The organism is Actinacidiphila yeochonensis CN732 (assembly GCF_000745345.1).
GTDB lineage: Bacteria > Actinomycetota > Actinomycetes > Streptomycetales > Streptomycetaceae > Actinacidiphila > Actinacidiphila yeochonensis.
The window spans coordinates 333,503-359,442 of the sequence record NZ_JQNR01000005.1; the positions used below are offsets into that span (position 1 = coordinate 333,503).

The 25,940-nt window shown below is 75.4% G+C and carries 22 protein-coding genes and 2 pseudogenes; 7 read left to right on the forward strand and 17 right to left on the reverse strand.

Going from position 1 to position 25,940, the window contains the following annotated elements; all coding sequences use genetic code 11:
• The first annotated feature begins 57 nt into the window (after nt 1-57).
• On the forward strand, nt 58-993 hold the full coding sequence (locus BS72_RS13550) for a 1-phosphofructokinase family hexose kinase (RefSeq protein WP_037910685.1): 936 nt from the start codon (nt 58-60) through the stop codon (nt 991-993).
• 82 nt (nt 994-1,075) lie between these two features.
• Here BS72_RS13550 and BS72_RS36470 read toward each other — a convergent pair whose 3' ends face one another.
• Nucleotides 1,076-2,179, reverse strand: coding sequence for a carbohydrate-binding protein (locus tag BS72_RS36470; RefSeq protein ID WP_037910687.1), 1,104 nt, complete (start codon nt 2,177-2,179; stop codon nt 1,076-1,078).
• 332 nt (nt 2,180-2,511) lie between these two features.
• Between BS72_RS36470 and BS72_RS13560 the strand changes: the two genes are divergently transcribed.
• Nucleotides 2,512-3,597, forward strand: coding sequence for an SAM-dependent methyltransferase (locus BS72_RS13560; protein WP_051951080.1), 1,086 nt, complete (start codon nt 2,512-2,514; stop codon nt 3,595-3,597).
• A 46-nt stretch (nt 3,598-3,643) separates the two neighbouring features.
• On the opposite strand, the gene BS72_RS13565 is transcribed toward BS72_RS13560, so the two are convergent.
• Nucleotides 3,644-4,621 carry an NAD-dependent epimerase/dehydratase family protein gene (locus BS72_RS13565; RefSeq protein ID WP_037910689.1) on the reverse strand — a complete coding sequence of 326 codons (978 nt, stop codon included), beginning with the start codon at nt 4,619-4,621 and terminating at the stop codon, nt 3,644-3,646.
• A gap of 96 nt (nt 4,622-4,717) precedes the next feature.
• On the opposite strand from BS72_RS13565, the gene BS72_RS13570 reads away from it, so the two are divergent.
• On the forward strand, nt 4,718-5,869 hold the full coding sequence (locus BS72_RS13570) for an NADH-quinone oxidoreductase subunit D (protein ID WP_078901340.1): 1,152 nt from the start codon (nt 4,718-4,720) through the stop codon (nt 5,867-5,869).
• A gap of 193 nt (nt 5,870-6,062) precedes the next feature.
• Here the strand turns inward: BS72_RS13570 and BS72_RS13575 are convergent, their stop codons facing one another.
• Nucleotides 6,063-7,001 (reverse strand): hypothetical protein, encoded by a 939-nt coding sequence (locus tag BS72_RS13575; protein WP_037910694.1) that lies wholly within the window; start codon nt 6,999-7,001, stop codon nt 6,063-6,065.
• 480 nt (nt 7,002-7,481) lie between these two features.
• Between BS72_RS13575 and BS72_RS13580 the strand changes: the two genes are divergently transcribed.
• From BS72_RS13580 to BS72_RS32290, 3 genes are all read left to right on the forward strand, one after another.
• Nucleotides 7,482-8,366, forward strand: coding sequence for a DUF5753 domain-containing protein (locus tag BS72_RS13580; protein WP_051951081.1), 885 nt, complete (start codon nt 7,482-7,484; stop codon nt 8,364-8,366).
• Nucleotides 8,363-8,575 (forward strand): DUF397 domain-containing protein, encoded by a 213-nt coding sequence (locus BS72_RS13585; RefSeq protein WP_037910697.1) that lies wholly within the window; start codon nt 8,363-8,365, stop codon nt 8,573-8,575. The genes BS72_RS13580 and BS72_RS13585 overlap by 4 nt, the downstream gene beginning before the upstream one ends.
• Before the next feature lie 402 nt (nt 8,576-8,977).
• The gene (locus BS72_RS32290) at nt 8,978-9,631 is read left to right on the forward strand and encodes a phytanoyl-CoA dioxygenase family protein (RefSeq protein WP_232792387.1); all 654 of its coding nucleotides are present in this window, start codon (nt 8,978-8,980) and stop codon (nt 9,629-9,631) included.
• A 221-nt stretch (nt 9,632-9,852) separates the two neighbouring features.
• Here the strand turns inward: BS72_RS32290 and BS72_RS37210 are convergent.
• From BS72_RS37210 to BS72_RS13655, 13 genes and pseudogenes are all read right to left on the reverse strand, one after another.
• Nucleotides 9,853-10,248: pseudogene (locus BS72_RS37210) on the reverse strand (rhodanese-like domain-containing protein); the annotation flags it as partial.
• An 11-nt stretch (nt 10,249-10,259) separates the two neighbouring features.
• Entirely contained in the window at nt 10,260-10,709 is a 450-nt protein-coding gene (locus BS72_RS37215; protein ID WP_232792388.1) for a cupin domain-containing protein, read from the reverse strand.
• 505 nt (nt 10,710-11,214) lie between these two features.
• Nucleotides 11,215-11,730, reverse strand: coding sequence for a DUF3180 domain-containing protein (locus BS72_RS13605; RefSeq protein WP_037910699.1), 516 nt, complete (start codon nt 11,728-11,730; stop codon nt 11,215-11,217).
• Between the two features lie 221 nt (nt 11,731-11,951).
• Entirely contained in the window at nt 11,952-12,587 is a 636-nt protein-coding gene (gene folK / locus BS72_RS13610) for a 2-amino-4-hydroxy-6-hydroxymethyldihydropteridine diphosphokinase (protein ID WP_407638971.1), read from the reverse strand.
• On the reverse strand, nt 12,584-12,943 hold the full coding sequence (folB, locus tag BS72_RS13615) for a dihydroneopterin aldolase (protein ID WP_037910700.1): 360 nt from the start codon (nt 12,941-12,943) through the stop codon (nt 12,584-12,586). Before folB ends, folK begins: the two co-directional genes overlap by 4 nt.
• Before the next feature lie 322 nt (nt 12,944-13,265).
• Nucleotides 13,266-13,754: pseudogene (locus tag BS72_RS13620) on the reverse strand (nuclear transport factor 2 family protein); the annotation flags it as partial.
• Nucleotides 13,751-14,575 (reverse strand): dihydropteroate synthase, encoded by an 825-nt coding sequence (folP, locus tag BS72_RS13625; RefSeq protein ID WP_051951916.1) that lies wholly within the window; start codon nt 14,573-14,575, stop codon nt 13,751-13,753. The pseudogene BS72_RS13620 and the gene folP, both read right to left, overlap by 4 nt.
• A gap of 145 nt (nt 14,576-14,720) precedes the next feature.
• Nucleotides 14,721-16,583: a phosphatidylglycerol lysyltransferase domain-containing protein gene (locus tag BS72_RS13630; RefSeq protein ID WP_232792389.1), complete on the reverse strand. Its 1,863-nt coding sequence runs from the start codon at nt 16,581-16,583 to the stop codon at nt 14,721-14,723.
• 324 nt (nt 16,584-16,907) lie between these two features.
• Nucleotides 16,908-17,516 (reverse strand): GTP cyclohydrolase I FolE, encoded by a 609-nt coding sequence (gene folE / locus BS72_RS13635; protein ID WP_037910702.1) that lies wholly within the window; start codon nt 17,514-17,516, stop codon nt 16,908-16,910.
• Between the two features lie 195 nt (nt 17,517-17,711).
• Nucleotides 17,712-19,766 (reverse strand): ATP-dependent zinc metalloprotease FtsH, encoded by a 2,055-nt coding sequence (gene ftsH, locus BS72_RS13640; RefSeq protein WP_037910704.1) that lies wholly within the window; start codon nt 19,764-19,766, stop codon nt 17,712-17,714.
• 275 nt (nt 19,767-20,041) lie between these two features.
• On the reverse strand, nt 20,042-20,596 hold the full coding sequence (gene hpt, locus BS72_RS13645) for a hypoxanthine phosphoribosyltransferase (protein WP_063836063.1): 555 nt from the start codon (nt 20,594-20,596) through the stop codon (nt 20,042-20,044).
• A 115-nt stretch (nt 20,597-20,711) separates the two neighbouring features.
• On the reverse strand, nt 20,712-21,758 hold the full coding sequence (gene tilS, locus BS72_RS13650; protein WP_037910706.1) for a tRNA lysidine(34) synthetase TilS: 1,047 nt from the start codon (nt 21,756-21,758) through the stop codon (nt 20,712-20,714).
• 760 nt (nt 21,759-22,518) lie between these two features.
• Nucleotides 22,519-23,739 carry a zinc-dependent metalloprotease gene (locus BS72_RS13655; RefSeq protein ID WP_037910708.1) on the reverse strand — a complete coding sequence of 407 codons (1,221 nt, stop codon included), beginning with the start codon at nt 23,737-23,739 and terminating at the stop codon, nt 22,519-22,521.
• A gap of 696 nt (nt 23,740-24,435) precedes the next feature.
• On the opposite strand from BS72_RS13655, the gene BS72_RS13660 reads away from it, so the two are divergent.
• The gene (locus BS72_RS13660) at nt 24,436-24,951 is read left to right on the forward strand and encodes a DoxX family protein (RefSeq protein ID WP_232792609.1); all 516 of its coding nucleotides are present in this window, start codon (nt 24,436-24,438) and stop codon (nt 24,949-24,951) included.
• A gap of 345 nt (nt 24,952-25,296) precedes the next feature.
• Here BS72_RS13660 and dacB read toward each other — a convergent pair whose 3' ends face one another.
• Nucleotides 25,297-25,908, reverse strand: a complete 612-nt coding sequence (dacB, locus tag BS72_RS39530; RefSeq protein ID WP_322942584.1) for a D-alanyl-D-alanine carboxypeptidase/D-alanyl-D-alanine endopeptidase — start codon at nt 25,906-25,908, stop codon at nt 25,297-25,299.
• Nucleotides 25,909-25,940: the final 32 nt, after the last annotated feature.

Sequence of the window (25,940 nt, forward strand, 5' to 3'; positions counted from 1 at the left end):
CGTAAAGGCGGCCGGTCCGCTCTGGGCCGGCCGCCGTTGTCTTGCCAGAATCGACGGGTGATCATCACCGTCACGCTGAACGCCGCGCTCGACCTCACCTACCGGGTCCCGTCGCTGGTGCCGCGCTCCACCCACCGGGTGCCGGCCGTGGTGGAGCGGCCCGGCGGGAAGGGGGTGAACGTCGCCCGGGTGCTGGCGGCGCTCGGCCACCGCGCCACCGTGACGGGCTTCGCCGGCGGGCCGGCCGGGCAGGAGCTGCGGCGCGGCCTGGCGGCGGTGCCGCACGCGGACCGGCTGACGGACGCGCTGGTACCGGTGGCCGGGCGGACCCGGCGGACGGTGGCCGTGGCGGCCGAGGACACCGGCGACACCACGATGTTCAACGAGCCGGGCCCGGCGGTCTCCGCGGCCGAGTGGGCCGCCTTCCAGGACCGGTACCGGGAGCTGCTGGCCGGCCCGGACACCCGGGCGGTGGCGCTGTGCGGCAGCCTGCCGCCGGGCGTGCCGGTCGGCGCCTACGCGGACCTGGTGCGGGAGGCCCGGACGGCCGGCGTCCACGTCCTGCTGGACACCGGCGGCGAACCGCTGCGCCGGGGTCTGGCCGCCCGCCCGGACCTGATCAAGCCGAACACGGCCGAGCTGGCCGGCCTCACCGGCTTCGCCGAGCCGGCCCGGGCGGCGCTGGACGCCCGCCGCCGCGGCGCGCGCACGGTCGCGGCGTCGCTGGGCGCTGACGGGATGCTGGTGCTCGCCGAGGACGGCGGCTGGCGGGCCGAACCGCCCGCCCGGCTGCGCGGGAACCCGGCCGGGGCCGGCGACTCGGCCGTGGCCGGGCTGCTCTCCGGACTCGTCGAGGGCCTGGACTGGCCGTCGCGGGTGGCCCGCGCGGTGGCGCTGTCGGCGGCGACCGTACTGGCGCCGGCCGCGGGCGAGTACGACCGGGCCGCCTACGCGGACCTGCTGCCGAAGGTGGCGGTCAGGCCGCTCGGCTGAGGGCGACGACGGCGTCCGGCCGACGCGCCCGGAGCCCGCCGGACGCGGACCCGCGGACGCGGACTCGGCGGACGCGGACCCGCTACTTCGTGACGTAGCCCTGCTTGAGCCAGACCTGGTCCAGGTTGACGCCGCAGTTGGTGTCGGCCGGGGTGCAGGACAGGGAGAGCGTGTTGGCGCCCTTCTTCAGGTCCACCCACGAGTACGTGGACATGCTCCACGCCTTGGCCCAGTCGGTGGCGTGGCTCCAGTTGTTCATCTTCACCGGGCCGGTGTGCGGCTTGCCGTCGACGCCGAGCGTGAGCGTGGCGTCCGGACCGGCGTTGCCGTAGCTGATGAAGTACGTGTACTTGCCGTCCTCGGGCACGGTGACGGTCCACGTCGCCGAGGCGCCCTGCGTGGCCATGTTGTCCACGTAGGTGCCGCCGGCCGCCTGGGCGCCCGGGTGCTCGGTGGAGGTCGCGGCGCCCCCGGCGAGCGCCAGCGTGGCCGCGTCCGCCTTCAACGAGCCGAAGGGGGTCGCGGTGGGCGAGGCGGAGGCGCTGGTGGGGGGCGCGGAGGTGACGGCCGGCGCGGAGGTGCTGCTCGCCTCGGCCTTGTCCTTGCCGCCCGAGCCGTTGGTCATCGCGAAGGCGATGCCGACGGCGACCGCGGCCACCACGGCGACGGCGCCGATGAGCAGGCCCCGGCGGTTGCCGGACCCCGCCGGGCCGCCCGGGCCGCCCGGACCGCCCGGCTGCTGCGGCCCGCCCGGCTGCTGGAACCCGCCGGGCTGCCCCGGCTGGCCGGGGACCGCCTGCGTGGGCCCGGCGTACTGGCCCGCGTAACCCTGGCGGCCCTGGCCCTGGCCCTGACCCTGGCCCTGGTCGTAGCCGTAGGGGGCCTGCGCGGGCGCCTGGGGCGGGTAGCCGTAGCCACCCTGCTGCTGACCGGCGCCCGGCTGGGCCTGCGGCGGGTAGCCGTAGCCGCCCTGCTGCTGGCCGGCACCGGGCTGGGCCTGCGGCGGGTAGCCGTAACCGCCCTGCGCCGGGCTGCGGCGCTCGCCGACCCGCTGCACCTGGTGGTACGAGGTCCGGGGCACGCCTGGCTGCCCCGCGGTCTGGCCCGGCTGCTCGCCGCCCTCGGACCGGTAGAGGTACGCGAACGGGTCGTCGTCCTCCGGGGTGCCGTCGTTTCCGGCAGTCATCGGCTTTCCACTCCCTCGTACTGTGGTATCCCACGACCCTACCGGCCCCATGGGACACACCGTCCAGCTCTTCGACGCCGGCGCGGGGTGCGCGGGTTCCCCCCGGCGGCCCGCGCGCCCCGGCGGTGACGGGGCCGCGGAGCAGCGGTGAACGCGCGGTGAAACGGGGTGGACGGCGCGGGGCGCGGGGCGCTCGGGGCGGCACGGCCGGGCGGCGGACGGGGGACGGCAGGCGGACGGCGAGCGGACGGCGAGCGGTGGGGAAGGGCGGGCGGATCGGTGACAGAAGGCAGCAGGCCGGTGGCGGAAGGCAGCAGGCCGGTGGCGGCGCGATGACGGGCGGACCCGGCGTGAGCCCCGTCGACGGCTCGGCTGGTGACGGCTGGCTGCGGTGGCGGACGGCCACCGAGCGGGCCCTCTACGGGCCGGGCGGCTTCTTCGTCCGCGAACGGCCGGCCGCCCACTTCCGCACCTCCGTGCACGCCTCGCCGCTCTTCGCCGCGGCGGTGGCCCGGCTGCTCGTCCGGGTCGACGCGGCGCTCGGGCACCCGGCGGAGCCGGCCTTCGTGGACATGGGGGCGGGCGGCGGCGAGCTGGCCGCCGGGGTGCTGGCCGCGCTGCCGGCCGGGCTGGCCGCCCGGGTCCGGGTGCACGCCGTCGACCTCGGGCCGCGCCCGGACCGGCTGGACCCGCGGGTGGCGTGGTCGGACCGTCCGCCGCCGGGCGTGGCGGGCCTGCTCTTCGCCAACGAGTGGCTGGACAACGTGCCCGTCGACGTGGCCGCCCCCGGCCCCGACGGCACCCCCCGCTACGTCGAGGTCCGCCCCCGCGACGGCGCCGAGCGGCTGGGCGCGCCGCTGGACGCGCGGGACGCCGAGTGGCTGGCGCGCTGGTGGCCGGCCCCGGACGGGCCGGACGGGCCGGACGGGCCGGACGGGCCGGACGGGACCGACGACGCCGTCGGCGAGGACCTCGGCCCCGCCGGCCGCCGGGTCGAGCTGGGGCCGCCCCGGGAGGCGGCGTGGCGCGAGGCCGCGGGCACGCTCCGCGCGGGGCTGGCGGTCGCCGTGGACTACGGCCACACCCGGGACACCCGTCCGGCCGCCGGCACCCTCACCGGCTACCGGGACGGCCGCCAGGTCCCGCCCGTGCCCGACGGCTCCCGCGACCTGACCTCGCACGTCGCCATGGACGCCCTCCCGGGCACCCTCACCACCCAGCGGGCGGCCCTGCGCGCCCTCGGTGTCAGCGGCGCCCGGCCGCCGCTCGCGCTGGCCTCGCGGGACCCGGCCGGCTACGTGCGGGCGCTGGCCGCGGCCGGCGAGGCGGCCGAGCTGACCGACCCGCACGGTCTGGGCGGCTTCCTCTGGCTGGCCACGCCTGCCGACCCGGGCTGCGCGGACCTGCTGGCACCCTGAGCACGAGGCCGGGCCCGGAGACCCCCAGCGACACGTCGGCCGCGCGTCAGCCGCCGAGCGCGGCCAGCACCCGGGCCTCCACCGCCGGGTCGAGCCCGACCGGTGCCCGGTCGGGACGCTGCGGCGCGCTGCCGCCGATCGAGGCCAGCCACCGCCAGGTGTCGGCGACGGTCTCGCCGACCGGGCGGCACCGCAGCCCCGCGGCCAGCGCCTTGCCGACGTCTCCCTGGTGCATCGTGACGTGGTCCGCGCCCGGCGGCAGCCACACCGGCAGCTGCGTCCACGGCTCGATGCCGGCGGCCAGGACCGTCTCGGGCGCCGCCCAGCGCAGCACCGCGTCCGACCCCGTCACGGCCGCGCACTCCGCCAGCAGCTCCCCCATGGTGGTGTGGCCGGGCGGGCTGACGACGTTGTAGGGGCCGCCGCGCCCGGCGGCGAGCGCGTCCAGCGTCCAGGCGGCCAGGTCGCGGGCGTCGACGTACTGCAACGGCAGGTCCCGGGGGCCGGGGGCGAGCACGTCGCCGCCGCGCGCGATCCGGTTCAGCCACCAGGGCAGCCGCCCGACGTTCTCGCGCGGGCCCAGGATCAGCCCGGCCCGCACCAGCAGCGCCGCGTCCCCGTAGACCCGCTGCGCCGCCAGCTCGCCCGCCCGCTTCACCGCCGCGTAGTCCTCGCCCTCGCCGCTCACCACGGGCGCGCTCTCGTCGAGCCGGGCCGGGGCGGGCTCGGCGTACACCGACCGGCTGGAGACGTACGCGTAGCCCCCGACCCGACCGCGCAGCGCCCGTGCCGCCTCGGCGACCGGTCCCGCCGCGGCCGACCAGGTGTCCACCACGGCGTCCCACTCCCCCGCGGCCAGCGCGCCGAGATCCCCGGTGGCGCGGTCGCCGAGCAGCGTCCGCGCTCCCTCGGGCGCGGGGTGCCGGCCGCGGTGGAAGACCGTCACCCCCCAGCTGCGCGCCACCGCGGCCTCCGCCACCGCCCTTCCGACGAACTCCGTCCCGCCCAGCACAAGGATCTCCATGCCCTCCACCCTGGCCCGGCCGCCGCCGCTCGGGAAGGCGGGAACGCCCGCGGCGGATTCCGCCCACGGCGCAACGCCCCTGCCGGCCCTGAGAGGATGGGACCCATGACGGAGACGACGATCGGGGTGGGTGGCGCGGCCGAGGGTACCGACATGGTGCTGAACATCGGTCCTCAGCACCCGTCGACCCACGGTGTGCTGAGGCTGCGCCTGGTGCTGGACGGCGAGCGGATCCGCAGCGCCGAGCCGATCGTCGGATACATGCACCGGGGCGCGGAGAAGCTCTTCGAGGCGCGGGACTACCGGCAGATCATCATGCTGGCCAACCGCCACGACTGGCTGTCGGCCTTCTCCAACGAGCTGGGCGTGGTGCTGGGCGTCGAGCGGATGCTCGGCATGGAGGTGCCGGACCGCGCGGTGTGGCTGCGCACCCTGCTGGCCGAGCTGAACCGGGTGCTCAACCACCTGATGTTCCTCGGCTCCTACCCGCTGGAGCTCGGCGGCATCACGCCGATCTTCTACGCGTTCACCGAGCGCGAGGAGCTCCAGCACGTGATGGAGGAGGTCTCCGGCGGGCGCATGCACTACATGTTCAACCGGGTCGGCGGCCTGAAGGAGGACCTGCCGGCCGGCTGGCTGGACCGGGCCCGCACGGCCGTGGCCGGGGTCCGCTCCCGGATGGGCCGGTTCGACGACCTGGTGCTCGGCAACGAGATCTTCCGCGGCCGCACCCGCGGCGTCGGCGTGCTGTCCTCCGCCGACGTGCACGCGTTCGGGGTGAGCGGTCCGATCGCCCGCGCCTCCGGCGTCGACTTCGACCTGCGCCGCGACGAGCCGTACCTGGCGTACGGCGAGCTGGCCGACACGCTGCGGGTGCCGGTCCGCACCGAGGGGGACTGCCTGGCCCGCTTCGAGGTGCTGCTGGAGCAGACCCACAACGCCCTCGACCTGGCCACCGCCTGCCTGGACCGGATCACGCAGCTGCCGCCCGGCCCGGTCAACCAGCGCCTGCCGAAGGTCCTCAAGGCCCCCGAGGGCCACACCTACGCCTGGACGGAGAACCCGCTCGGCCTCAACGGCTACTACCTCGTCTCCAAGGGCGAGAAGACGCCGTACCGGCTCAAGCTGCGCTCCGCGTCGTTCAACAACATCCAGGCCCTGACGGTGCTGCTGCCGGGGACGCTGGTGGCGGACATGGTGGCGATCCTGGGCTCGATGTTCTTCGTGGTCGGCGACATCGACAAGTAGGCGCCATCGACGCGCGGGCGACGCCGGCGCCCAGGAGCGTCGACACGTAGGGGACGCCGACGCGCGGGCCCCAGGCGGCCGGGCGGCGGCGTGGCGGCCCTCGGCCACGGGCCGCCGGTGGACGACGAGGGAGCCGGACCCGCCTCGGGTCCGGCTCCCTCTCCTTTGACCAGCTTCGTGGGCGCCGTCGCGGCTACGCCTGGGCGCGCAGGTCGCGGACGTCGAGCTGCTCGGTCTCGTCGTGCGCGGTCAGGTCGATCACCTCGGACGCCTGCGCGTGCTCGACCGGTGCGGCCGGGTGCTGGACGACGGGGCCGACCGGCGCCAGGCCCTGCGGCGGCGCGGGCTTGAGGCCGGTGCCCGAGCCGAAGAAGTCGAAGCCGCCGATCGCGCGGCTCGCCGTCGCGTTCGGGCGGGTCGGCTGCGCGTACGGCAGCACCGCCGAAGCGGTCGGCGCCGTCCGGGGCTCGCCGGGCCGCGGCACGGGCGCGCCCCAGGCGTGCCGGGCCTGCCGTCCGTCGGGGGCGGCGTCCCGGCGACGGGCCTCCTCGACGGTGCGCCGCGCCTGCTGGGTGGCGGCGTTGCGGGCGAGGTTGCGCAGCGCGTCGGCCGCCTTGAGGTAGGCGGCGGGGCCGACGGGGGCCGGTCCCGTGCCGAGGGCGAGCCGGCCGGCGGCCGCTCCCTCGCGCTGCACCCGGCGCCGTGCCTCCAGGGCGCGGGCCCGCTCGGTCTCGGCGGTGGCGTAGCGGCGCAGCAGGTCGGCGTGCTCGGTGCGCAGCCGGCCCAGCTCGGCCCGCTTGGCCCGCAGCTTCTTCTCCAGCCTGCCGCGGATCTCCCGGGACTCCTCCAGGTCCGTCTCCAGCTCCGCCTCGCGCTCCTCGGCCTTCCGCTCGTCGCGGACCTGCCGTGCGGTCAGCTCGCCCACCTCGCGGCCGGCGGAGCGGTCCCAGACCCGGGCCAGCGCCGCGCCGGCCCCGGCGACGAGCGCGGCGGCGACGGCGAGCACCCGCACCAGGGCGGTATCAGCGCAGATGAGCGAGGCGAGGGCGAGCACGGCCGCGGTACCGGCGACGGTCAGCGGCGGCAGCATCCGGTGCAGCGGCTGGGAATGGCGGTGACGTCCACGGGGCATGGCCAGAAATCTAGCGCGCGACGGCCGCCCGCGGGGCGGTGGGGGCGTAACTTCCGGTACCAACGGCCCGGCCCTCGCCAACCGGCCCCGGGCGGCCTCCCCAACAGCCCTTTCCAGCCCACGGGTAACCGCTGTTCCGGGCCGCGCCGACCCCCGCGGCGGCCGGCGGGCCCGCGGGCCCGCGGCGTCGGCGGGGCGGCGGGGGCGGCGGGGGCGGCTGGAGCGGCGGTCCTCCGATCGCCGGCCGGCTCACCGGGGTCGGCTCCTCCCGCCCGCGGCCCACGGCAGGAGCGGAGGGAACCCGGTGGATCACGGAGCGCGACGGCCCGGCTCGACGCGGCGCCCCGGGGACATGGCAGGGGTCCCCCCTTTGGGCATCCCGACGCGGGAACCGCGGAGAACCGGTGCCGGGAATGATCACCACTTGCCGTTCCACGGACGGCTCGGGAGACTGAGCGCGACCAGAGCGAGGGAGACGCCATGCCACCCGGCCCGACCGCACGACGGCGCCAACTCGCGCGTCGCCTCAGGGAGCTGAGGGAAGGGCGCGGCCTCACGCTGGAGGCGGCCGCCGAACTGGCCGGCGTGTCCAAGTCGAGCATCAACCGCTACGAGAAGAAGGACGACAAGGGCGCCGTGAAGTGGGCCGCCGTCAAGGCGCTCTGCGCGGACGCGTACCAGGCGGACCCCGATGTCACGGCCGAGCTGGTCGAGTTGGCGAAGAACGCCCGCGTGGAGGGGTGGTGGGAGCCGTTCGGGTCGGCCGCGCCGGACAGCGTCACCCCGCTCCTGGGCTTCGAGGCCGAAGCGGCGGAACTCCTCTACTGGGCACCCGGGCGCACGCCGGGCATGCTCCAGACCGAGGAGTACGCCACCGCGGTCATCAGCGCGGCCGAGGTCCGCGCCGAGCCCGCCGAGATCAGGCAGATGGTGGACGTGCGCATGCGGCGCCGGGCCGTACTGGAGCGCCCCGACCCGCCGCTCCTGTGCGCGATCCTGGACGAGGCCGTCCTCCGCCGGCGGGTGGGCTCGAACGAGGTGATGGCCGGCCAGCTCGCGTACCTGGTGGAGTGTGCCCGCAGACCGCACATGACCATCCAGGTCCTGGAGTTGGCCTCGGGCGCCCACGCAGCCGGCGAGCCCGGCTTCGTCTACCTGCGCGGCTCCGAGCCGGGCCTCGACCTCGTTCACGTGCCCCTGGTGGGCTCCGCCGCCCTGTATCTGGACAAGACGGCAGAGGTGGAGACGTACCGCGAGGCGTTTGACGACCTGCGTTCCCAGGCACTCGGACCGGCCGAATCATCCGAAGTGATGACAAAGCTTGGCCACGCTTACGAAGCTGCAGCACGACGGGAGTCCCGATGACGAACCCACCCAATAACGAGCCCGAGTGGCGCAAGAGCAGCTACAGCGGCGGAGCCGGCAACGACTGCGTGGAGGTCGCGGCGGGGGCGTCCGACCGGACGCTGGTGCGTGACTCCAAGGACCCGGAGGGGCCGCGCCTCTGCTTCTCCGCGAACGCGTTCGCGGAGTTCGTGGACGCCGTCGCCAGGGACCGGTTCCGGACGCTCTGACGGCCGAGCCGCACCCCGGGGTCCCGGTACGCCCGTTGGCCTGCCGGGACCTCTTCACGTGCGGTGACGGGCGTCGGGCGGTAGGCCCTGGAAGGCGGCCGCGCGGCGCGCCACTCCCCCTCGCCGCCAACCGCTGCCGCCGCCACCTGCGGCTGGACGCCCGGACGCCCGGGTGTCCGGTTCACGCCCGTCGCCGGACGGAGAATCCCTCCACGGGATTCCCGTGGAGGGATTCCCGGAGTCATACTCCGAGCATCGCCAGGCGGCACGGCATCGTCCCGCACAGCGGTACGGGGCGCTTCTCTCTGCACCCCACGGACTGACGCGAGGGGAGCGCCCTCTATGGGCATCACGAAAACCGATGCGCGGTCGACCACCCGTCCTCTCCTGGGCGGCTCAGGCGTGAGCGCGCCGATCGAGTGGACGTCGCCGGGCGCGGCCCGCACCCGCGCGGCGCGGATCGTCGCCGAGCAGCGGACGCTCGGCCCGGAGATCGTCCGCAACCCGCACCTCAGCCAGCCCTGGGCCCGCGCGGCCGTGCGCGCCCTGGCCGGCGCCGCCCGGTCGGTGATAGGCCCGGCCGTCGCGGTCGAGAACACCTTCCTCGTCATCACGGGGTCGGGCCACCCCTTCGAGATCCCCTGGCACCAGGACGGGATCGGCCAGCGCGTCGAGCTGGACCCCGCCCGGTCGGTGTCCGCGTGGCTCGCCCTGACCGACACCGGCGTCGACAACGGTTGCCTCCAGGTCCTGCCGGGCTCCCACCGCAGGGGCTACCTCCCCTACGCGGCGGAGGCGCCCATGGGCGCGGCCCCCGGTCAGGCACCTCAGGCACAGGGGACCACGAACGTCCCCGACTCCGGGAACGCGGTGCCTCTGCCGCTCCGGGCCGGCCACGCCTTCCTGTTCGACGTCCGTCTGCTGCACCGATCGGGCTCCGCCGGCCGCGAAGGCGCGCGCGTCGGCCTGAACGTCCGCTACCTCGCGCCGGGCGGCGCCCACCGGCGCGACCCCGCGTACCCCGGCCTGGACATCCTCAGCGGGTCCGGCTGGTAGTCGTCCGGTCGCGGACCGCGGGACCGCCGCGGACATCCTCCGGACCGACCGCCGAGCCCCTGTCCGGCTCCCCGCACCCGTCGGCTTCAGCCGGAGCCGGAGCCGGAGTCGGTGCCGGAGCCGGAGTCGGAGTCGGTGCCGGAGCCGGTGCCGGAGTCGGAGCCCGGGTCGGGGTCGGTGCCGGACAGGGGCGGCGCGGGGACGGTCGGCCGGCCGTCGGGGGCGGTGACGGGGAGGCCGGCGGCGCGCCACGCCTGGAAGCCGCCGTCGATGTCGGTGGCCCGGCCCAGCCCGAGGTCGTGGAGGGAGGCGGCGGCCAGCGAGGAGGCGTACCCCTCGTTGCAGAAGACGATGACGTGCAGGCCGTGGCCGGTCGCCTCGCGGACGCGGTGCGAGCCGGCCGGGTCGAGCCGCCACTCCAGCTCGTTGCGTTCGACGATCACGGCGCCGGGCACGGTGCCGTCCCGGTCGCGCAGGGCGGCGTAGCGGATGTCCACCAGCAGGGCGCCGGCCCGCGCGGCCTCGGCCGCCTGCCGGGGCGTCAGCCGCGCCAGCCGGGTCCGCACGGTGGCCAGGTGCTCGTCGATCCCGCGCGGGCGGCCCTGCGGGCCGGGTATGCCGGCCACCGTCACCACTCCTCGGCGCGCTCGACGGCCGCCAGCCGCAGCGTGCCGCCGTCGCGGCTGAAGCGGCGCATCAGCGGCAGCGGCGGGTAGTAGGCGTGCACGGAGACCGCGTGGACGGTGGCGGAGTGGTTGACGACCTGGTGCACGTGGTGGCTGCCGAAGGCGCGGCCCCGGCCCGCGGGCAGTACCCGGTGCCGGTCGACGCCGTCGGCCAGTTCGAGCGACCGCCAGCCCTCGGTGGGCAGCGCCACCGACAGCGAATCCTCGGTCAGCTCGCCCGCGGCGGTGACGAAGGCGCCGTAGGAGCCGCCGTGGTCGTGCCACCCGGTCTCGGCGCCGGGCGGCCAGCCGATCAGCCACGCCTCGCAGCCGCCGGGCCCCTCCAGCCGCCGCCAGGTGCGGCCCTCCGGGTCCAGCACCAGGCGAGCCACGGCCGCCGGGTCGGCGGCCACGGAGCGGGCGAAGTCGAGGAGGTCGGCGAGGGTGGGGCGGCGTCGGGACGGGGCCGCCGACGGAAGAGGGGACCGTGGGGGCGCCGAGGACTCGGGCCCGGCGGGGCCTCGACGGCGGGCGCGCTGGCGAGAGGGGCACTGCGGACATGGGGAAACCACCCTGAAAAGGGGACGCCGCCGCTACGGGCCGGCGCCGGGTGAACGTCGGGAGGCCGCGGAGCGCGCGCGGGACCTCGGACGGGTCAACCGCGACGCGCGGGCGTACACACGCTGCTGGCATGCCGGACCAGGTCCAGATGGACCCTCCGGTGCAGGCGCAGGCGCGTAGCGTTCACCACACGGGGAGCGAACCACGGAGCCGGGTCGCCGGTCAACCCTCTGTCACCCCTGAGGGTGAGCGCCACGGGCTGACGGCCGCACGCGCCGGCGCGCCTGACCGGTACCCCCGATACCCCGGTACGCCCGGCGCGGCTTCCCGGCTTCCCGGCTTCCCTGTGGGAACCGGCTACCGGCGGCCCCGCTCGCGCTGCGGCTGGCGGCCGGCCCCGGTGCCGGAGGAGCGGTCGTCGTCCTCGGGCAGCCGGCAGACCCGCTCCAGGAAGACCGCGGCGGCCACCACCGCGATGCCGGCGAGCACCGACAGGCCGGCGTACACCGCCTGCGTCCGGCGCGGGTCCATGTCCAGCTTGTACATGATGAGGAAGACGCAGGCGCCCCCGTACAGGCCCGACACCAGCGCCGCCACCAGGGCGCTGGCCTGGCCGAAGACGACCGCGCGGGCGGCGGCCAGCGGGTCGACGCCCTTGGCGCCGGGGCGCCGCTCGCGCTGGGCCCGCAGCCGGGAGCGGATGTTCAGGGCCGTGGCGAAGAGCACGGCGGCGATCAGCGTGAGCACGATCGGCGCCGCGACGGGGACGCCGGGCAGGGTGCCCACGGTGTCCCACAGCCGCGCGCCGCCCCAGGCCAGCACGCCCGCGATCACGAAGATGCCGGCCAGCTGCCTGATCCGCAGGGTCCTCACCGGGTGTCCGCCTCCACAGTTCCATGTTCGCCGACGCCGGCCGGCGTCGTTCCCCGTCCGTCGTCGTGCTCGGTCAGCCGTCGTGCACAGCCGTCGTCGGTAGTCGTCGGTAGTCGTCAGATGGCCGGAGAGCCGATGATCCGACGGACCGACGAGCTGACGGACCGACGAACCGCCTGGCCCGCCGTCCGGACGCTGTGGCCCGGCTGTGATGCCAACGCTCACTCGGGCAGTCGGAGTTCCACGTCCGTGCGCGACCGCACGCCCTCGCGGCCGACCCGCGCCAGCAGCTCGGCGACCGGGCCGCGGCCCGGCAGTCCGGCCGCCGGGTCCACGTCGTACCACGGTACGAGGACGAACGCCCGCTCGTGGGCACGCGGATGCGGCAGGGTGAGGTCGGGGTCGTCGCTCACCACGCCCTCGTACGCGACGATGTCGACGTCGAGGGTGCGTGCCCCCCACCGCTCGGTGCGCAGCCGCAGGAAGGCGTCCTCGATGGCGTGGCCGCGTTCCAGCAGCGACTCGGGCGGCAGGGTGGTGCGCAGCAGGACGACCGCGTTGAAGTAGGCGGGCTGGCTGCCCTCGGGGACGCCCCACGGGTCGGTCTCGTAGACCGGCGAGACGGCCCTGACCCGCACGCCCGGGGTGTCCTCCAGGGCGTCCACGGCCCCTTGCAGGGTCTCCAGCCGGTTGCCGAGGTTCGCGCCGAGGGCCACCACGGCCCACTTCGGGTTCTGCAGGGTCGTGTCGGCCGCGTCGACGCGGGCGCTGACGGCCGCGGGCACGGGCTGGACGATCGGGTCGACGGGTCCGTCGAACTCGCCGCGGGCCACGGGCTCGGGGTACTGGCCGGTCACGCGCGCCTCCGGGTGATCGTGACGGTGACGTCGTCGAACGGCAGGGCGATCGGCGCCTCCGGCTTGTGCACGGTCACCTCGACCTCCTCGACCAGGGTGTGGGCGAGGCAGGTGTCGGCTATCCGCTGGGCGAGGGTCTCGATCAGGTCGACCGGCTCACCCGCCACGACCGCGGCGACCTCTTCCGCCAGCTCCCCGTAGTGCACGGTTCGCGTGAGGTCGTCCGTGGCGGCGGCCGGCGCGGTGTCCAGGCCCAGCGCGAGGTCCACGACGAAGGTCTGGCCCTCCTCGCGCTCGTGCTCGAACACCCCGTGGTTGCCGCGGACCCGCAGTCCGCGCAGCGTCACCCGGTCCACCGTCTCACTCCCTCGCCCGGCCGCTGGTGCCCTCGGGCCCGTCGCCGTCCTCGTCGTCGTCACTGCCGCTGTCGTCTTGGCCGTCACTGCCGTCACTGCCGTCGTCGTCTTCGCCGTCGTGGCTGTCGTCGCCGTCGGCGTGGCCGCCGTGGCCGGTGTCGTGGCTGCCGTCGCCGTCCGCGTCGTCGTCGTGGCCGTCGTCGCCGTCCGGTTTCCCGCCGCCACCGACGATCCCGGAGATGTCGTCGATGCCGGCGATGTCCTTCAGGTCCTCGATGGTGTCGAGGCCGTCGAGATCGCCGAGGTCGTCCAGGTCACCGACCGCGGTGCCGCCGGGCGGGTCCTCGCCGGCCTCCGGCTCGTCCGACTCCTCCGGGTCCTCCTCGGCCAGCACCGGGGAGCCGTGGTGCGCCCACAGCTGCCAGCTGCCGCCGCTGCGGCGGAAGACGTTGGTGGCCACCACCAGGCCGCCGACCAGCGAGCCGGCCGAGCCGTCGTCCTCGGCGGGACCGCCGGTGAGGATGTTCTCGGTGCAGGTCACCAGAGCGGCGTCGCCGTCGACCGCGACCTCGACGTCGGTGAGGAAGAACTGGATGTAGTCGGTGTTGGCCATGATCAGCGCGTACGAGCGCATGACCTCGCCGCGGCCGCGCAGCGCGGGCCAGCCCGGGTGGACGGTGGTCACCGACTCGGCGAGCGGGCCGGAGAGCACGATCTTCTCCAGGCCGTCCAGGTCGGAGTTCTCGATCGCGTCGTAGAACGCCTGGTTGGCGCGCTCGACGGCGCGCGCCTCCGCGGTACGGGCGGTCACCTGGCACCCGCGTCCGCGCCGCCGGCCGCGGCCTCGATGGCGTGCGCCACCCGGACGGCGTCGGCGCTGGCCCGCACCTCGTGGACCCGCACCGCCCAGGCGCCCTCGCGGGCGGCGATGGCGGTGACGGCGGCCGTGGCGGCGTCCCGTTCGCGGGCCGGCGGCGGGGCGGCGTGCGCGTCACGGGCCAGCACCCGGCCGAGGAACCGTTTACGCGAGGCGGCCACCAGCAGCGGTCGGCCCAGGGCCTCCAGCCGGGACAGGTGGGCGAGCAGCGCCAGGTCGTGGTCGGCGTCCTTGGCGAAGCCCAGTCCGGGGTCGAGCACCACCCGCTCGGGCGCGATGCCCCCGGCCACCGCTCGGTCCAGGCCGGTCCGCAGCTCGTCCAGCACCTCGCCGAGCACGTCGGCGTAGACGGCCCGGTTGTTCATGTCGATGCTCTGGCCGCGCCAGTGCATCACCACGAACGGCACCCCGGCGGCGGCCACCACCGGCACCATCGCCGGGTCGGCCTGCCCGCCGCTCACGTCGTTGACCAGCACCGCGCCGGCGTCGACGGCCTGCTCCGCGACCGAGGCGCGCATCGTGTCCACGCTGACCAGCACCCCGGCGGCGGCCAGCTCGCGGACCACCGGGACGACCCGGCGCAGCTCCTCGGCCTCGTCCACCCGGGCCGCGCCCGGGCGGGTCGACTCGCCGCCGACGTCCACCAGGTCGGCGCCCTGCGCCACCAGGTCCAGGCCGTGCTTGACGGCCAGCTCGCGGTCGAACCACTGCCCGCCGTCGGAGAAGGAGTCCGGGGTGACGTTGACCACGCCCATCACGGCGCAGCGGTCCCACGCGGGCAGCCCGAGCGGCCCGCCGTGGCGTCGCGGCTGCGCCGGGTCCCCGGACGGGTTCGGGACGGTGCCGCGCTGGTGGTCCTGCGGCCGGCCCTGTGACGTACTCATGAGCCCAGCGTACGTGTCACACGGCCGCCTTCTGGCGGGTGCCCGCGGGCGCGGGGGCGGCGTACCCCGGCTGACGGCTTCCGCCGGCCCGGCGCGCCCGCCCGGGCAGCAGGCGCTGGAGGGCCGCGGGCAGCGGCAGCGCGAGGGTCACGAACCCCTCGGCCTGCATGATCGCCAGGCCGATCCGGGGCAGGTCGCGCGAGTTCGGGAAGACCAGGAAGCGGGGCACCCACTCGGGCTGGAACTTGGCGTTGAAGCGGTACAGCGACTCGATCTGGAACCAGCGGGAGAGGAACACCAGCAGGCCCCGCCAGCCGCGCAGCACCGGCCCGGCGCCCAGCCGCTCGCCGCGGGCCAGCGCGGAGCGGAACATCGCGAAGTTCAGCGAGACCCGCCGCACGCCGAGCGAGGGCGCCTGCCGCAGCGCGGCGACGATCAGCAGCTCGTTGAGGCCGGGGTCGGCCGCGCGGTCGCGCCGCATCAGCTCCAGCGACATCCCGTGCGGGCCCCACGGCACGAAGTGCAGCACCGCCCGCAGGTCGCCCAGCTCGGGGTGGCCGCCGCCCTGCCCGGCCTCGCCGCCGTCAGGGGCCTTGTGGGCGGTGACGACGACGCAGTCGCCGTCGGCGGCCTCGCCGAACCGGCCGAGCGCCATGGAGAAGCCCCGCTCGGTGTCGGTGCCGCGCCAGGCGTCGGCGGCCAGCCGCACCCGCTGCCGCTCGTCCTCGTCCAGCTCGCTCACCCGCCGCACCCGGCAGGTGTAGCCGGAGCGCTCGATCCGGCCGACCATCTGCCGGACGTTGCGCATGGCCCGGCCGTCCAGGGTGAAGGCGGCGGTGTCGACGACGGCCTCGTCGCCCAGCTCCAGCGCGTCCAGCCCGGTCTCCCGGGTCCACACCTCGCCGCCGGTCTCGCTGCACCCGACGACGGCGGGCAGCCAGGCGTGCGCGCGGGCCAGGTCCATGAAGGCGCTGATCGCGCCGGGCCACGCCTCCACGTCGCCGACCGGGTCGCCGCCGGCCAGCGCCACCCCGGACACCACCCGGTAGCAGACGGCCGCCTTGCCGCTGGTGGAGAAGACGACGGACTTGTCGCGGCGCAGCGCGAAGTGGCCGAGGGAGTCCCGTTCGCCGTGCCGGGCCAGCAGCCCGCGCAGCCGCGCCTCGTCGGCCTCGCCGAGCTCGGCGGCCGGCTGGGCCGGGCGCAGCAGCAGGTAGGCGGTGGAGCAGGCGATGAGCAGGCCGAGGCCGCCCAGCGAGAAGCCCACGACGTCGCTGACCCGGTCGTTGGTGTAGTGCACGGGCCCCTGGAAGCCGAAGAGCCCGAAGAGGACGTGCTGGCAGCGGTCGGTGAAGCCGGGGGCGCCCTGTTCGGACGCGGGGTGGGCGCTGGTGATCACCAGGCCGAGGCAGAAGGAGGCGGCGGTCAGGCCGACCAGGTTGAACAGGGCCCGCCAGCGGGTCTGCGGGTCGGAGAGGGCGGTGAACTGCCCTCGGTGCCGGATCAGCAGCGCCAGCAGCGCCAGCGAGACCAGTGCCCCGCACAGCGAGTGCCGGTACGCCAGCTGGGTGGCGGCGCCGACCGGCAGCAGCAGCACCGCCGCCCACCAGGCACGTTGCTTTCCGCGCTTGAGGGCGTGGGCGAGCATGAGCAGCAGGACGCCGGTGACCAGCGAGGCGGCTGCCGCCAGCGAGCTGACGGTGCCGGGGAAGAACACGGCCAGCTGGTGCATCCGCCCGGTGCGGAACGCCGGGAAGACCGTGGAGACCACGTCCAGCAGGCCGATGAGGGCGGCGGCGGTGCCGAAGATCTTCGGGACGGAGGAGGCGTTCGGCAGCAGCCGGGAGTGCGGCAGCGGGCGGGGACGGTCAGCGGACACGGAAGGCTCACAGGGGACCGGTGGGGACGCGGGCGTCCAATAGGACGGCCACTCCCGTTTACGGGTTGCGTGCGGGGCGTGTCAATCCGGCCGGTGCCGCGGAAGGGCCCCTCCCCGGGCCGGTGGGCGGCGGGCGGGCAGACGGCGGACGGCGTTCGGCGGACGGGCGGTGGAACGGCGAAAGCGCCCCGGCTGGGAGTCAGCGGGGCGCTTTCGCGACCGTACGGGCGGAGCGGGCCGGCGGGCGGGCAGCCGGCCAGGACGGCGGACGGGCGCGGGACGGCGGCAGACGGGCACAGGACGGCCGGACGGCGGCCGGCCGGCTCAGCGGCCGATGATCAGGCTCATCGCCTCGGAACGGGTGGCCGGGTCGCGCAGCTGGCCGCGGACGGCCGAGGTGATGGTCTTCGCGCCGGGCTTGCGGACGCCGCGCATCGTCATGCACATGTGCTCGCACTCCACGACGACGATCACCCCGCGCGGCTCCAGGATGCGCATGAGCGCGTCGGCGATCTGGGTGGTCAGCCGCTCCTGCACCTGGGGGCGGCGGGCGTAGACGTCGACCAGCCGGGCCAGCTTGGACAGCCCGGTGATCTTGCCGTTGACCGACGGGATGTAGCCGATGTGGGCGACCCCGACGAAGGGCACCAGGTGGTGCTCGCAGGAGGACATCACCTCGATGTCCTTGACCAGCACCATCTCGTCGTGGCCGAGGTCGAAGGTGGTGGTCAGGACGTCCTCGGGGCTCTGCCACAGTCCGGCGAATATCTCGCGGTAGGCGCGTGCCACCCGGGCCGGGGTCTCCCGCAGGCCCTCCCGGTCGGGGTCCTCCCCCACCGCGAGGAGCAGCTCGCGGACCGCCGCCTCGGCGCGCTTCTCGTCGAACTCCCCGACGGGGGCGCCGTCACTGTCGAGCGTCACGGGATCGATCATGGGTGCCTCGTTTCGTCTGTCCGGTGCGCCGCGCACCGCTGCCCGGTGGGCCGGCCCGGGGCCGTCGGCCGCCGTACCGCCCGGACCGCCGTCCGGAATCCGTCCGGAATCCGTCCGGACCGCCGTCCGCAATCCGCCCGGAACGCCGCAGCGGCCCCCAGGGACGAAACCCCGGGGACCGCCGCGTGCATTCCGTCAGCTCTCCGGCCTGTCCTCGGGCAGGTCCGTGGGCTCCGCCGGCTTGGTGGTGGAGACCGGCGGGGTGCCCGTGCCGTTGATCGCCTGCGGGCCGCCGGCGCTGTTGGTCAGCGCCAGCTCCTTCGGCGAGAGCACCGGCGGACGGGTGGAGGGGGTGCGGCGCGCCGAACCCGTCCAGGCCGGCCGCGGCGGACGCTTGACGACGGGGGTGAAGATCTCGGCGATCTCCTCCTTGTTCAGCGTCTCCCGCTCCAGCAGCGCCAGCACGAGGTTGTCCAGGACGTCCCGGTTCTCCACCAGGATCTCCCACGCCTCGTTGTGCGCCGTCTCGATGAGCTTCTTGACCTCCTCGTCCACCAGCCCGGCGACCTCCTCGGAGTAGTCGCGCTGGTGGCCCATCTCGCGGCCCAGGAACGGCTCGGAGTTGTCGGAGCCGAACTTGATCGCGCCCAGCCGCTCGGTCATGCCGTACTGGGTGACCATCGCACGGGCCGTGGAGGTGGCCTTCTCGATGTCGTCGGAGGCGCCGGTGGTCGGGTCGTGGAAGACCAGTTCCTCCGCCGCGCGGCCGCCCAGCATGTAGGCGAGCTTGTCGAGCATCTCGTTGCGCGAGGTGGAGTACTTGTCCTCGTCGGGCAGCACCATGGTGTAGCCGAGCGCCCGGCCGCGGGACAGGATGGTGATCTTGTGCACCGGGTCGGAGCTGGGCGAGGCCGCCGCGACCAGGGCGTGGCCGCCCTCGTGGTACGCGGTGGTCTTCTTCTCCTTGTCCGACATGATGCGGGTGCGCTTCTGGGGGCCGGCGACCACACGGTCGATGGCCTCGTCGAGCACCGCGTTGTCGATGACCTTCTTGTCGCTGCGGGCGGTGAGCAGCGCGGCCTCGTTGAGGACGTTGCTCAGGTCGGCACCGGTGAAGCCGGGGGTGCGGCGGGCGACGGCCATGAGGTCGACGTCCGGGGCGATCGGCTTGCCCTTCTGGTGCACCGTGAGGATCTCCAGGCGGCCCTGGAGGTCCGGCGGGTCCACCGCGATCTGCCGGTCGAACCGGCCGGGGCGCAGCAGCGCGGGGTCGAGGATGTCGGGACGGTTGGTGGCGGCGATGAGGATCACACCGCCCTTGACGTCGAATCCGTCCATCTCGACGAGCAGCTGGTTGAGCGTCTGCTCGCGCTCGTCGTGACCGCCGCCGAGGCCGGCGCCGCGGTGGCGGCCGACCGCGTCGATCTCGTCGACGAAGACGATCGCCGGGGCGTTCGCCTTGGCCTGCTCGAAGAGGTCGCGCACCCGGGAGGCGCCGACGCCGACGAACATCTCGACGAAGTCGGAACCGGAGATCGAGTAGAACGGCACGCCGGCCTCACCGGCCACCGCCCGCGCCAGCAGGGTCTTGCCGGTGCCGGGGCGGCCGTAGAGCAGCACGCCCTTGGGGATCTTGGCGCCGACGGCCTGGAACTTCGCCGGCTCCTGGAGGAACTCCTTGATCTCCTGGAGCTCCTCGACGGCCTCGTCGCAGCCGGCCACGTCGGCGAAGGTGGTCTTCGGCGTGTCCTTGGTGATCAGCTTCGCCTTCGACTTGCCGAACTGCATGACGCGCGAGCCGCCGCCCTGCATCTGGTTCATCAGCAGGAAGAAGACGATCACGATCAGCGCGAACGGCAGCAGCGACAGCAGGATGCCGACGAGGGCGTTCTGCTTGGACGGCGAGACGGTGTAGCCGTCGGGCAGCGAGACGCCCTTGACCTTCCCGTTCTGGATCTTCTGGAGCTCCGCGGCGATGGCGGAGCCCTGGTTGCCGATGTAGCTGGCGCGAACCTTGTCGCTGTTCTTGATCTTGTAGCCGTCCCGCAGCTGCACCTTGATGGAGTTGTCGTCTCCGGTGGTGAGCTGTGCCGATTTGGCGTGGTTGGCCTCGATCGCGTGCAGGACCTGGCCGGTGTCGGCTGTCTTGTAGCCGTTGCCGGAGCTCACGACTTCCATCAACACGACCACGGCAAGGACAATGAGCACGATCCACATGACCGGCCCACGGAAGTAGCGCTTCACGTCCATCCATGCGGGGCGGCGACGCCCCGTCCCTCCTGCCGCAGTGAGGCACGGCCACCGCGTGGCGGTGCGTGCATCCGGTGTATGACCCGACCTTCGGACGGTTCCCCAAGTATTGTCACCCGAGGTGGCCGCCGACCGTTAACTATCCGGCTTTCCCCTGCTCCAACGGCGGGAGACCGGTGGAGGTTCCCACAGGAACCTCCCAGGTCCCGCGTGGTCGCCGCGCCCGGTCCCGTCGGGACGGGAGAGGGCGGGCGCCGCGCGGGGCGACCCGGGCCTCAGCCGCCGTAGACGTGCGGGGCGAGGGTGCCCACGAAGGGCAGGTTGCGGTACTTCTCGGCGTAGTCGAGGCCGTAGCCGACCACGAACTCGTTGGGGATGTCGAAGCCAGTGTATTTGACATCGATCTCGACCTTGGCGGCCTCGGGCTTGCGCAGCAGCGCGCACACCTCCAGGGAGGCCGGGCCGCGCGAGCCGAGGTTGCTGATCAGCCAGCCGAGCGTCAGCCCGGAGTCGATGATGTCCTCGACGATCAGGACGTGCCGGCCGGCGATGTCGGTGTCCAGGTCCTTGAGGATGCGCACGACGCCGGAGGACTTGGTGCCGGCGCCGTAGGAGGACACCGCCATCCAGTCCATCGTGACGTTGCTGGACAGCGCCCGCGCGAGGTCGGCCATCACCATGACCGCGCCCTTGAGCACGCCCACGATGAGCAGGTCCTCGCCCGCGTAGTCCCGGTCGATCTGCGCGGCCAGCTCGGCCAGCTTCGCGTCGATCTCTGCCTTGGTCAGGAGCACCTTCTCCAGGTCGGCGCCCATGTCGGTCTCGTTCACTACGCGGTACGTCCCTCGCTGGCTGTGCGGCTGCTGCTCGGCTGTGTACGGTCCTGGTTCGCCGGACGCGCGGTCCGGCCCGGGCCGGACCGCGCCACGGGACGCGGCGCGGCGTTCACGACGCCGTGAAGAACAGTCTGCCATTGGCCCGCCTGGCGGTGACGCCCCCGGGCAGGTTGAGTGCTTTCTGGCCCCTCCAGCCGGTCACCAGGCGGTCCACCTCCTCGATGTGGCGCGCGAAGAGGAAGCCGGGCGGCGAGCCGGCGGCGACCGCGGCGCGGCGCAGCACGCGGCGGCGCACCGCGGCGGGCAGCGTGTGCAGCCGTCCGACGTCCAGGCTGCCGTCGTCCCCGGCGGCGTCCGCCTCGGCGTCCGCGGCCCACTGGTCGAGCGCGTCGGCGTCGTCCCGGGAGAGCTGCGCGGTGCGGGCCAGCGCCTCGACGACGCCCTTGCCGAGCGACTTCTCCAGGACCGGCAGCGCCTCGTGCCGGACCCGGGAGCGGGTGTAGGCGGGGTCGTGGTTGTGCGGGTCCTCCCACACCGTGATGCCCTGGGCCAGGCAGCCCTGGCGGACGGTGTCGCGGTCCAGCAGCAGGAACGGCCGGCGGTAGCGCCCGCCGGCGCCCGAGACGGCGGCCATGCCGGACAGCGAGCGGGTGCCGGAGCCGCGGGCGAGGCCGAGCAGCACCGTCTCGGCCTGGTCGTCCCGGGTGTGCCCGAGCAGGACGGCGGCGGCACCGCGGCGCTCGGCGGTGGCGTCCAGGGCGGCGTAGCGGGCGTCCCGGGCGGCGGCCTCGGGGCCGACGCGGCGGGCGGTCCCACCGGTGTAGGCGTGGCTGTGGGCGGGCGCGCCGGACTGCCGCCCGACGGTCACCCTGACCACGTCGACGGGGTCGAGTCCGAGGTCGCGCAGGCGCGTCGCGACCTCCTGGGCGCGGCGTGCCGAGCCGTCCTGGAGGCCGTGGTCCACGGTGACGGCGCCGGCCCGGACACCGAGCCGGGGGGCTTCGAAGGCGAGCGCTGCGGCCAGCGCCATGGAGTCGGCCCCGCCGCTGGACGCGGCGAGTACGACGGGGTTCGGGTCGGCGGCAGCGGTGAGCACGTCCTGAAGGACGCGGCGGACCGCCAGGCGTATCGCCGCGACCGTGGGGTGGGGTCCCATGTCCGGTTCCCTCCTGGGGAGGCTGTTTGGGCCCCGCGGCGGGCGCGGAGCCGGTCGAGCGGTGGATGCGGGTGGCGTGGGGGGTGGGCTCTGCTGTGCGGGCTCGCGGTGCGGGGCTTGGGCTTGCGGTGCGGGGCTTGGGCTTGCGGTGCGGGGGCTGCAAGGAGAACGAGCGGGGGCGTTCGGAGTGGCGCTGCTTCGTACGGCCGGGGCCGCGGCGGTCGCCCGCCGCGCGCCGCGGGCGGGGTGCGGACGCCGGCCGTGGCGACCGCCGCGGCGGCGGTTGTTGACTCAGGGTGTTCAGATGGTGACAGAACCCCGGGCACAACCCGAGCATCGCACGCGGCACCCCACGCCAACGCTCCCTCGGACGGGTGAACCGGTCGCACCCGTGGCGGACGGCGCCCCCTGCGTGCCGCCACCCGCCGTCTGCCGCCCTTCGCCCTCACCACCCCCGCGCGCGCCGGTCCGCGCTGTCCGCGCCGCGCGCCCTCTTCCGCGCCGGCCCGAGCCCGCCCGCGCCCTCGCTGCCCGCTGGTGCCCCCGCCGCCCGCCCGCGAGTACCCTCGCCGACACCGGCGGCGGACGCTGACGGCCGCCTCAGGGCGGGCCCCGCCCGGCCGGGACCGCACCTCCCGCACGCTACCGGGCGCCCGGACACGCCGAGCCCGCAGGGCACCCCGGCGGGGGCCCTGCGGGCTCGGCGTACGTGGCCGCTTCCGGCACCGGGGCGCCCTGACGGGCGCGCGGGTCGGGCGGGTCAGGCGGTGCCGTGACCGGCGACGCGCCCCACCCACTCGGCGGGCGCGGCGATCTCGGCCTTCGTCGGAAGGGTGTTCGGAGAGGTCCACACGCGGTTGAACCCGTCCATGCCGATCTCGTCGACCACGGCCCGGACGAACCGCTCGCCGTCCCGGTACTGGCGCATCTTGGCGTCCAGGCCGAGCAGCCGGCGCAGCGCCTGGTCGAGCCGGCCGGCGCCGGTGGCCCGGCGGCGGCCGAACTTCTCCCGGATCTCCGCGACGGAGGGCACCACCTCGGGCCCGACACCGTCCATCACGTAGTCGGCGTGGCCTTCGAGCAGGGACATCACGGCGGTCAGCCGGGCCAGGATCTCGCGCTGGGCCGGCGTCTGCACGAGGTCGACCAGGCTGCGCCCGTCGTCCGGCCCGCCCGCGCCGGCGGTGCCGTCCGCAGTGCCGTCCACGCCGTCCACGCCGTCGGCCGGGTCGGCGCCGTCGCGTTCCCGGCCGCCGGTGAAGGTCTGCACGGCCTGCCGTACCCGTTCGATCACGGTGGAGGCGTCGAGGTCGGTCTCGGCGAGGAACGCCTGGATCTCGCCCTCGATGTGGTCGCGCAGCCACGGCACGGCGGTGAACTGGGTGCGGTGCGTCTCCTCGTGCAGGCACACCCAGAGCCGGAAGTGGTGCGGGTCGACGTCCAGCTCCCGCTCGACGTGGACGATGTTCGGCGCCACCAGCAGCAGCCGGCCGGCCCGCGACTGCCCCGGCTCCGGCCGGACCGGGCCGGCCGGCAGGTCGCGGCTGGGCGGGGCGAAGGTCTCGTACTGGCCGAGCACCCGGGAGGACAGGAAGCTCAGCAGCATCCCCACCTCGACCCCGGTGACCTTGCCGCCCACCGTGCCGAGCACCGCGCCGCCGGGGCCGCCGGGGCGGCGCGCCTGCATCTTGCCGGTCAGCGGCTTGAGCACCTCGCGGAAGCCGGCCACGTTGGCCCGCACCCAGCCCGGGCGGTCGACGATCAGCACCGGGGTGCCGCGCGGCCCGGGCGCCTCCTGACCCTCGTACATCCGGGTGAACGCCCTGACGTGCTCCTCCGACTCCCGCGCGTGCTCGCGCAGTTCGGCCACGATCGCGCGCGCCTCGTCCCGGCTCACCTCCGGCCCCGGCCGCGTCAGCCGCTGCGCGGTCGCCTCGGCGAGGCTCCAGTCGACCATCTCGCTTCCACCGATGCTCGTCATGCCTTCACCGTACGTTGCCGCCTCGGCTTTGGGGCTGCTCCGGGCGGTTCGGGATCGGTTTCCGGCTCCCCGGCGGACGGACCGGACGGTCAAGGGCGGTCGGGGGGCGGTCGGGGGCGTTCAGCGGCGGTCGGGGGGCGGTCGGCGGTGATCCGCGCGCCCTCCCCGGGCCCGACGGCGGGAGGTCCGGCAGGACGGTCCGGCAGCGGCCGCCACCCCGCGCCGCCTGGGGCGACGGAGGTTTCGAGGGGGCGGCGGACGGGGGCGCCGCGTTCACCTTCTGACGGCACGCGCGAAATTTTCCCGGACCGATCTTCGAGGCCGAAATGGGGGTCTTGCGGCGCCCGGGGCCGAGCGGGCACCTTCAGCACATCCCTCCGTATCTCACGGATACCGAGGGGCTCCCGCACACCGCGTGACCGTCACGCACCTTCGGCGTGCCCAAAACCCTCCAGCACCTTCGGCACGTCCGGCACCGTCCAGCACCTTCAGCACGTCCGGCCCATGCGGCACCCTCGGCGCGTCGAGCACGCGGCTCGGGTCCCCCCTCTGGCGTCAGCCTCCGCCAAGGGCCGGCCGCATCTCCCCCCAGGAGTCACCATGAGAGCGCTCGGAAAACTGCCCGGCACCACCTCCGCCACCGGCCACGGCACCCCCGCCGGGTCCGCCGTCCCCCGCCCGTTCGCCGTCCCCGCGCTGGCCCCCGACCGGGTCGGGCCGCTGGTGGTCGGGCTGTTCCGGATCATCGTCGGCCTGCTGTTCGCCTGCCACGGCGCCGCCAGCCTCTTCGGCGTCTTCGGCGGCCCCGAGGGCGGCGGCCCCGGCCCTGCCGCGTTCGTCTGGCCGAGCTGGTGGGCGGCGGCCATCCAGCTGGTCTGCGGCGTGCTGGCGGCGGTCGGGCTCGGCACCCGGCTGTCCGCCCTCGTGGCCTCGGGCTCCATGGCGTTCGCGTACTTCGACGTGCACCAGCGCCACGCCCTGCTGCCGATACAGAACCACGGCGAGCCCGCCGTGATGTTCTGCTGGGCCTTCCTGGTGCTGGTCGTGACCGGGGCCGGCGCCTTCTCGCTCGACGGCCTGCTGCGCCGCTCCGCCCGGACGCCCGGCACCACGGCAGCCACCGCGACCGCGACCGCCGCGACCGCGTCGGCCACGGCTGCCGCCACTCCGGCGACCCCGGCCCCGGACGTCCGGGTGGCGGCCGACGGCTGATCCGTCCCGCCACCGCTGTCCCGCCCGTCCCATCCCGCCTCCTCCCGCCTCCTCCCGCCCGGCACCGCGTCGATCGCGCCGGGCGGGACAGGGCGGGGCGGGACGGGGCGGGCGCGTTCAGGGGGCGTTCAGGCACCGTTCAGAGGGTTCGGCGGCCTTGGTCGCCCGGCCGCGTTCAGAAGCTGTAGACGGCGCGCCCTCAGTGACCGCTCGGCGGACCGCTCGGCTCGGCTCCCCGGGCCGACACCGGTCCGGTCCCGGGCCGGCTCCGGACCGGTCTTAGGGCGGTCCCGGGCCGGCTCCGGACCGGTCTTAGCGCGCTCCCGGTCCGGCCCCGGCCTGGTCTCAGGGGCCGGCGACGGCCTCGGCGAGGTGGTCCAGCGCGGTCTCGGCGGCGGTCGGCAGGGAGGTGCCCTGGGTCATGAAAGCGAAGACCAGCAGCCGCCCCGAGGCGGTGGTCGTGGTGCCCGCGATGGTGTTCGTGCCCGTGAGCGTGCCGGTCTTGGCGCGGATCAGCCCGGCCTCCCCGGAGCCCTGGAACCGGGTGCTGAGGGTGCCGGTGAAGCCCGCGACCGGGATGCCGCTGAGGACCGGCCGCAGCTCATGGTGGTCCGGGGAGGCGGCCAGCGCCAGCAGCCGGGCCAGGGTCAGCGGGGCGAGCGCGTCGCTGTGGTCCAGCCCGCTGCCGTCGTTGAAGGACGCGTGCGGCAGCGGCACCCCGTAACGGGTCAGCGCCGCCCTGATCGCGGCGGCGCCGCCGGCGAAGCTGACCGGGCGGCCGGAGGCCAGGGCGGCCTGCCGGGCCAGCGCCTCGGCCAGGTCGTTGTCGCTTTCGGTCAGCATCTGCTCGACGAGGTCGGACAGCGGCGCCGACCGGTGGGCGGCCAGCACGCTGCCGCCGTGGCCGCTCGCCGCCGCCGGCGTGCCCCGCACGGTGACGCCGTGCTTGCCGAGCAGCGTCGCGAAGTCGGCCGCCGCCGTGGCGGCCG

What these genes read in the sequence shown, in the direction of transcription:
- BS72_RS13565 (WP_037910689.1), bottom strand. Translation starts at nt 4,621, where the DNA reads ATGGAGATCCTTGTGCTGGGCGGGACGGAGTTCGTCGGAAGGGCGGTG.
- tilS (WP_037910706.1), bottom strand. Translation starts at nt 21,758, where the DNA reads ATGGGACCCCACCCCACGGTCGCGGCGATACGCCTGGCGGTCCGCCGC.
- folE (WP_037910702.1), bottom strand. Translation starts at nt 17,516, where the DNA reads ATGATCGATCCCGTGACGCTCGACAGTGACGGCGCCCCCGTCGGGGAG.
- BS72_RS13655 (WP_037910708.1), bottom strand. Translation starts at nt 23,739, where the DNA reads ATGACGAGCATCGGTGGAAGCGAGATGGTCGACTGGAGCCTCGCCGAG.
- folP (WP_051951916.1), bottom strand. Translation starts at nt 14,575, where the DNA reads ATGGGCGTGGTCAACGTCACCCCGGACTCCTTCTCCGACGGCGGGCAG.
- BS72_RS36470 (WP_037910687.1), bottom strand. Translation starts at nt 2,179, where the DNA reads ATGACTGCCGGAAACGACGGCACCCCGGAGGACGACGACCCGTTCGCG.
- BS72_RS13560 (WP_051951080.1), top strand. Translation starts at nt 2,512, where the DNA reads ATGACGGGCGGACCCGGCGTGAGCCCCGTCGACGGCTCGGCTGGTGAC.
- BS72_RS13575 (WP_037910694.1), bottom strand. Translation starts at nt 7,001, where the DNA reads ATGCCCCGTGGACGTCACCGCCATTCCCAGCCGCTGCACCGGATGCTG.
- BS72_RS13585 (WP_037910697.1), top strand. Translation starts at nt 8,363, where the DNA reads ATGACGAACCCACCCAATAACGAGCCCGAGTGGCGCAAGAGCAGCTAC.
- BS72_RS13570 (WP_078901340.1), top strand. Translation starts at nt 4,718, where the DNA reads ATGGGACCCATGACGGAGACGACGATCGGGGTGGGTGGCGCGGCCGAG.
- ftsH (WP_037910704.1), bottom strand. Translation starts at nt 19,766, where the DNA reads ATGGACGTGAAGCGCTACTTCCGTGGGCCGGTCATGTGGATCGTGCTC.
- BS72_RS13580 (WP_051951081.1), top strand. Translation starts at nt 7,482, where the DNA reads ATGCCACCCGGCCCGACCGCACGACGGCGCCAACTCGCGCGTCGCCTC.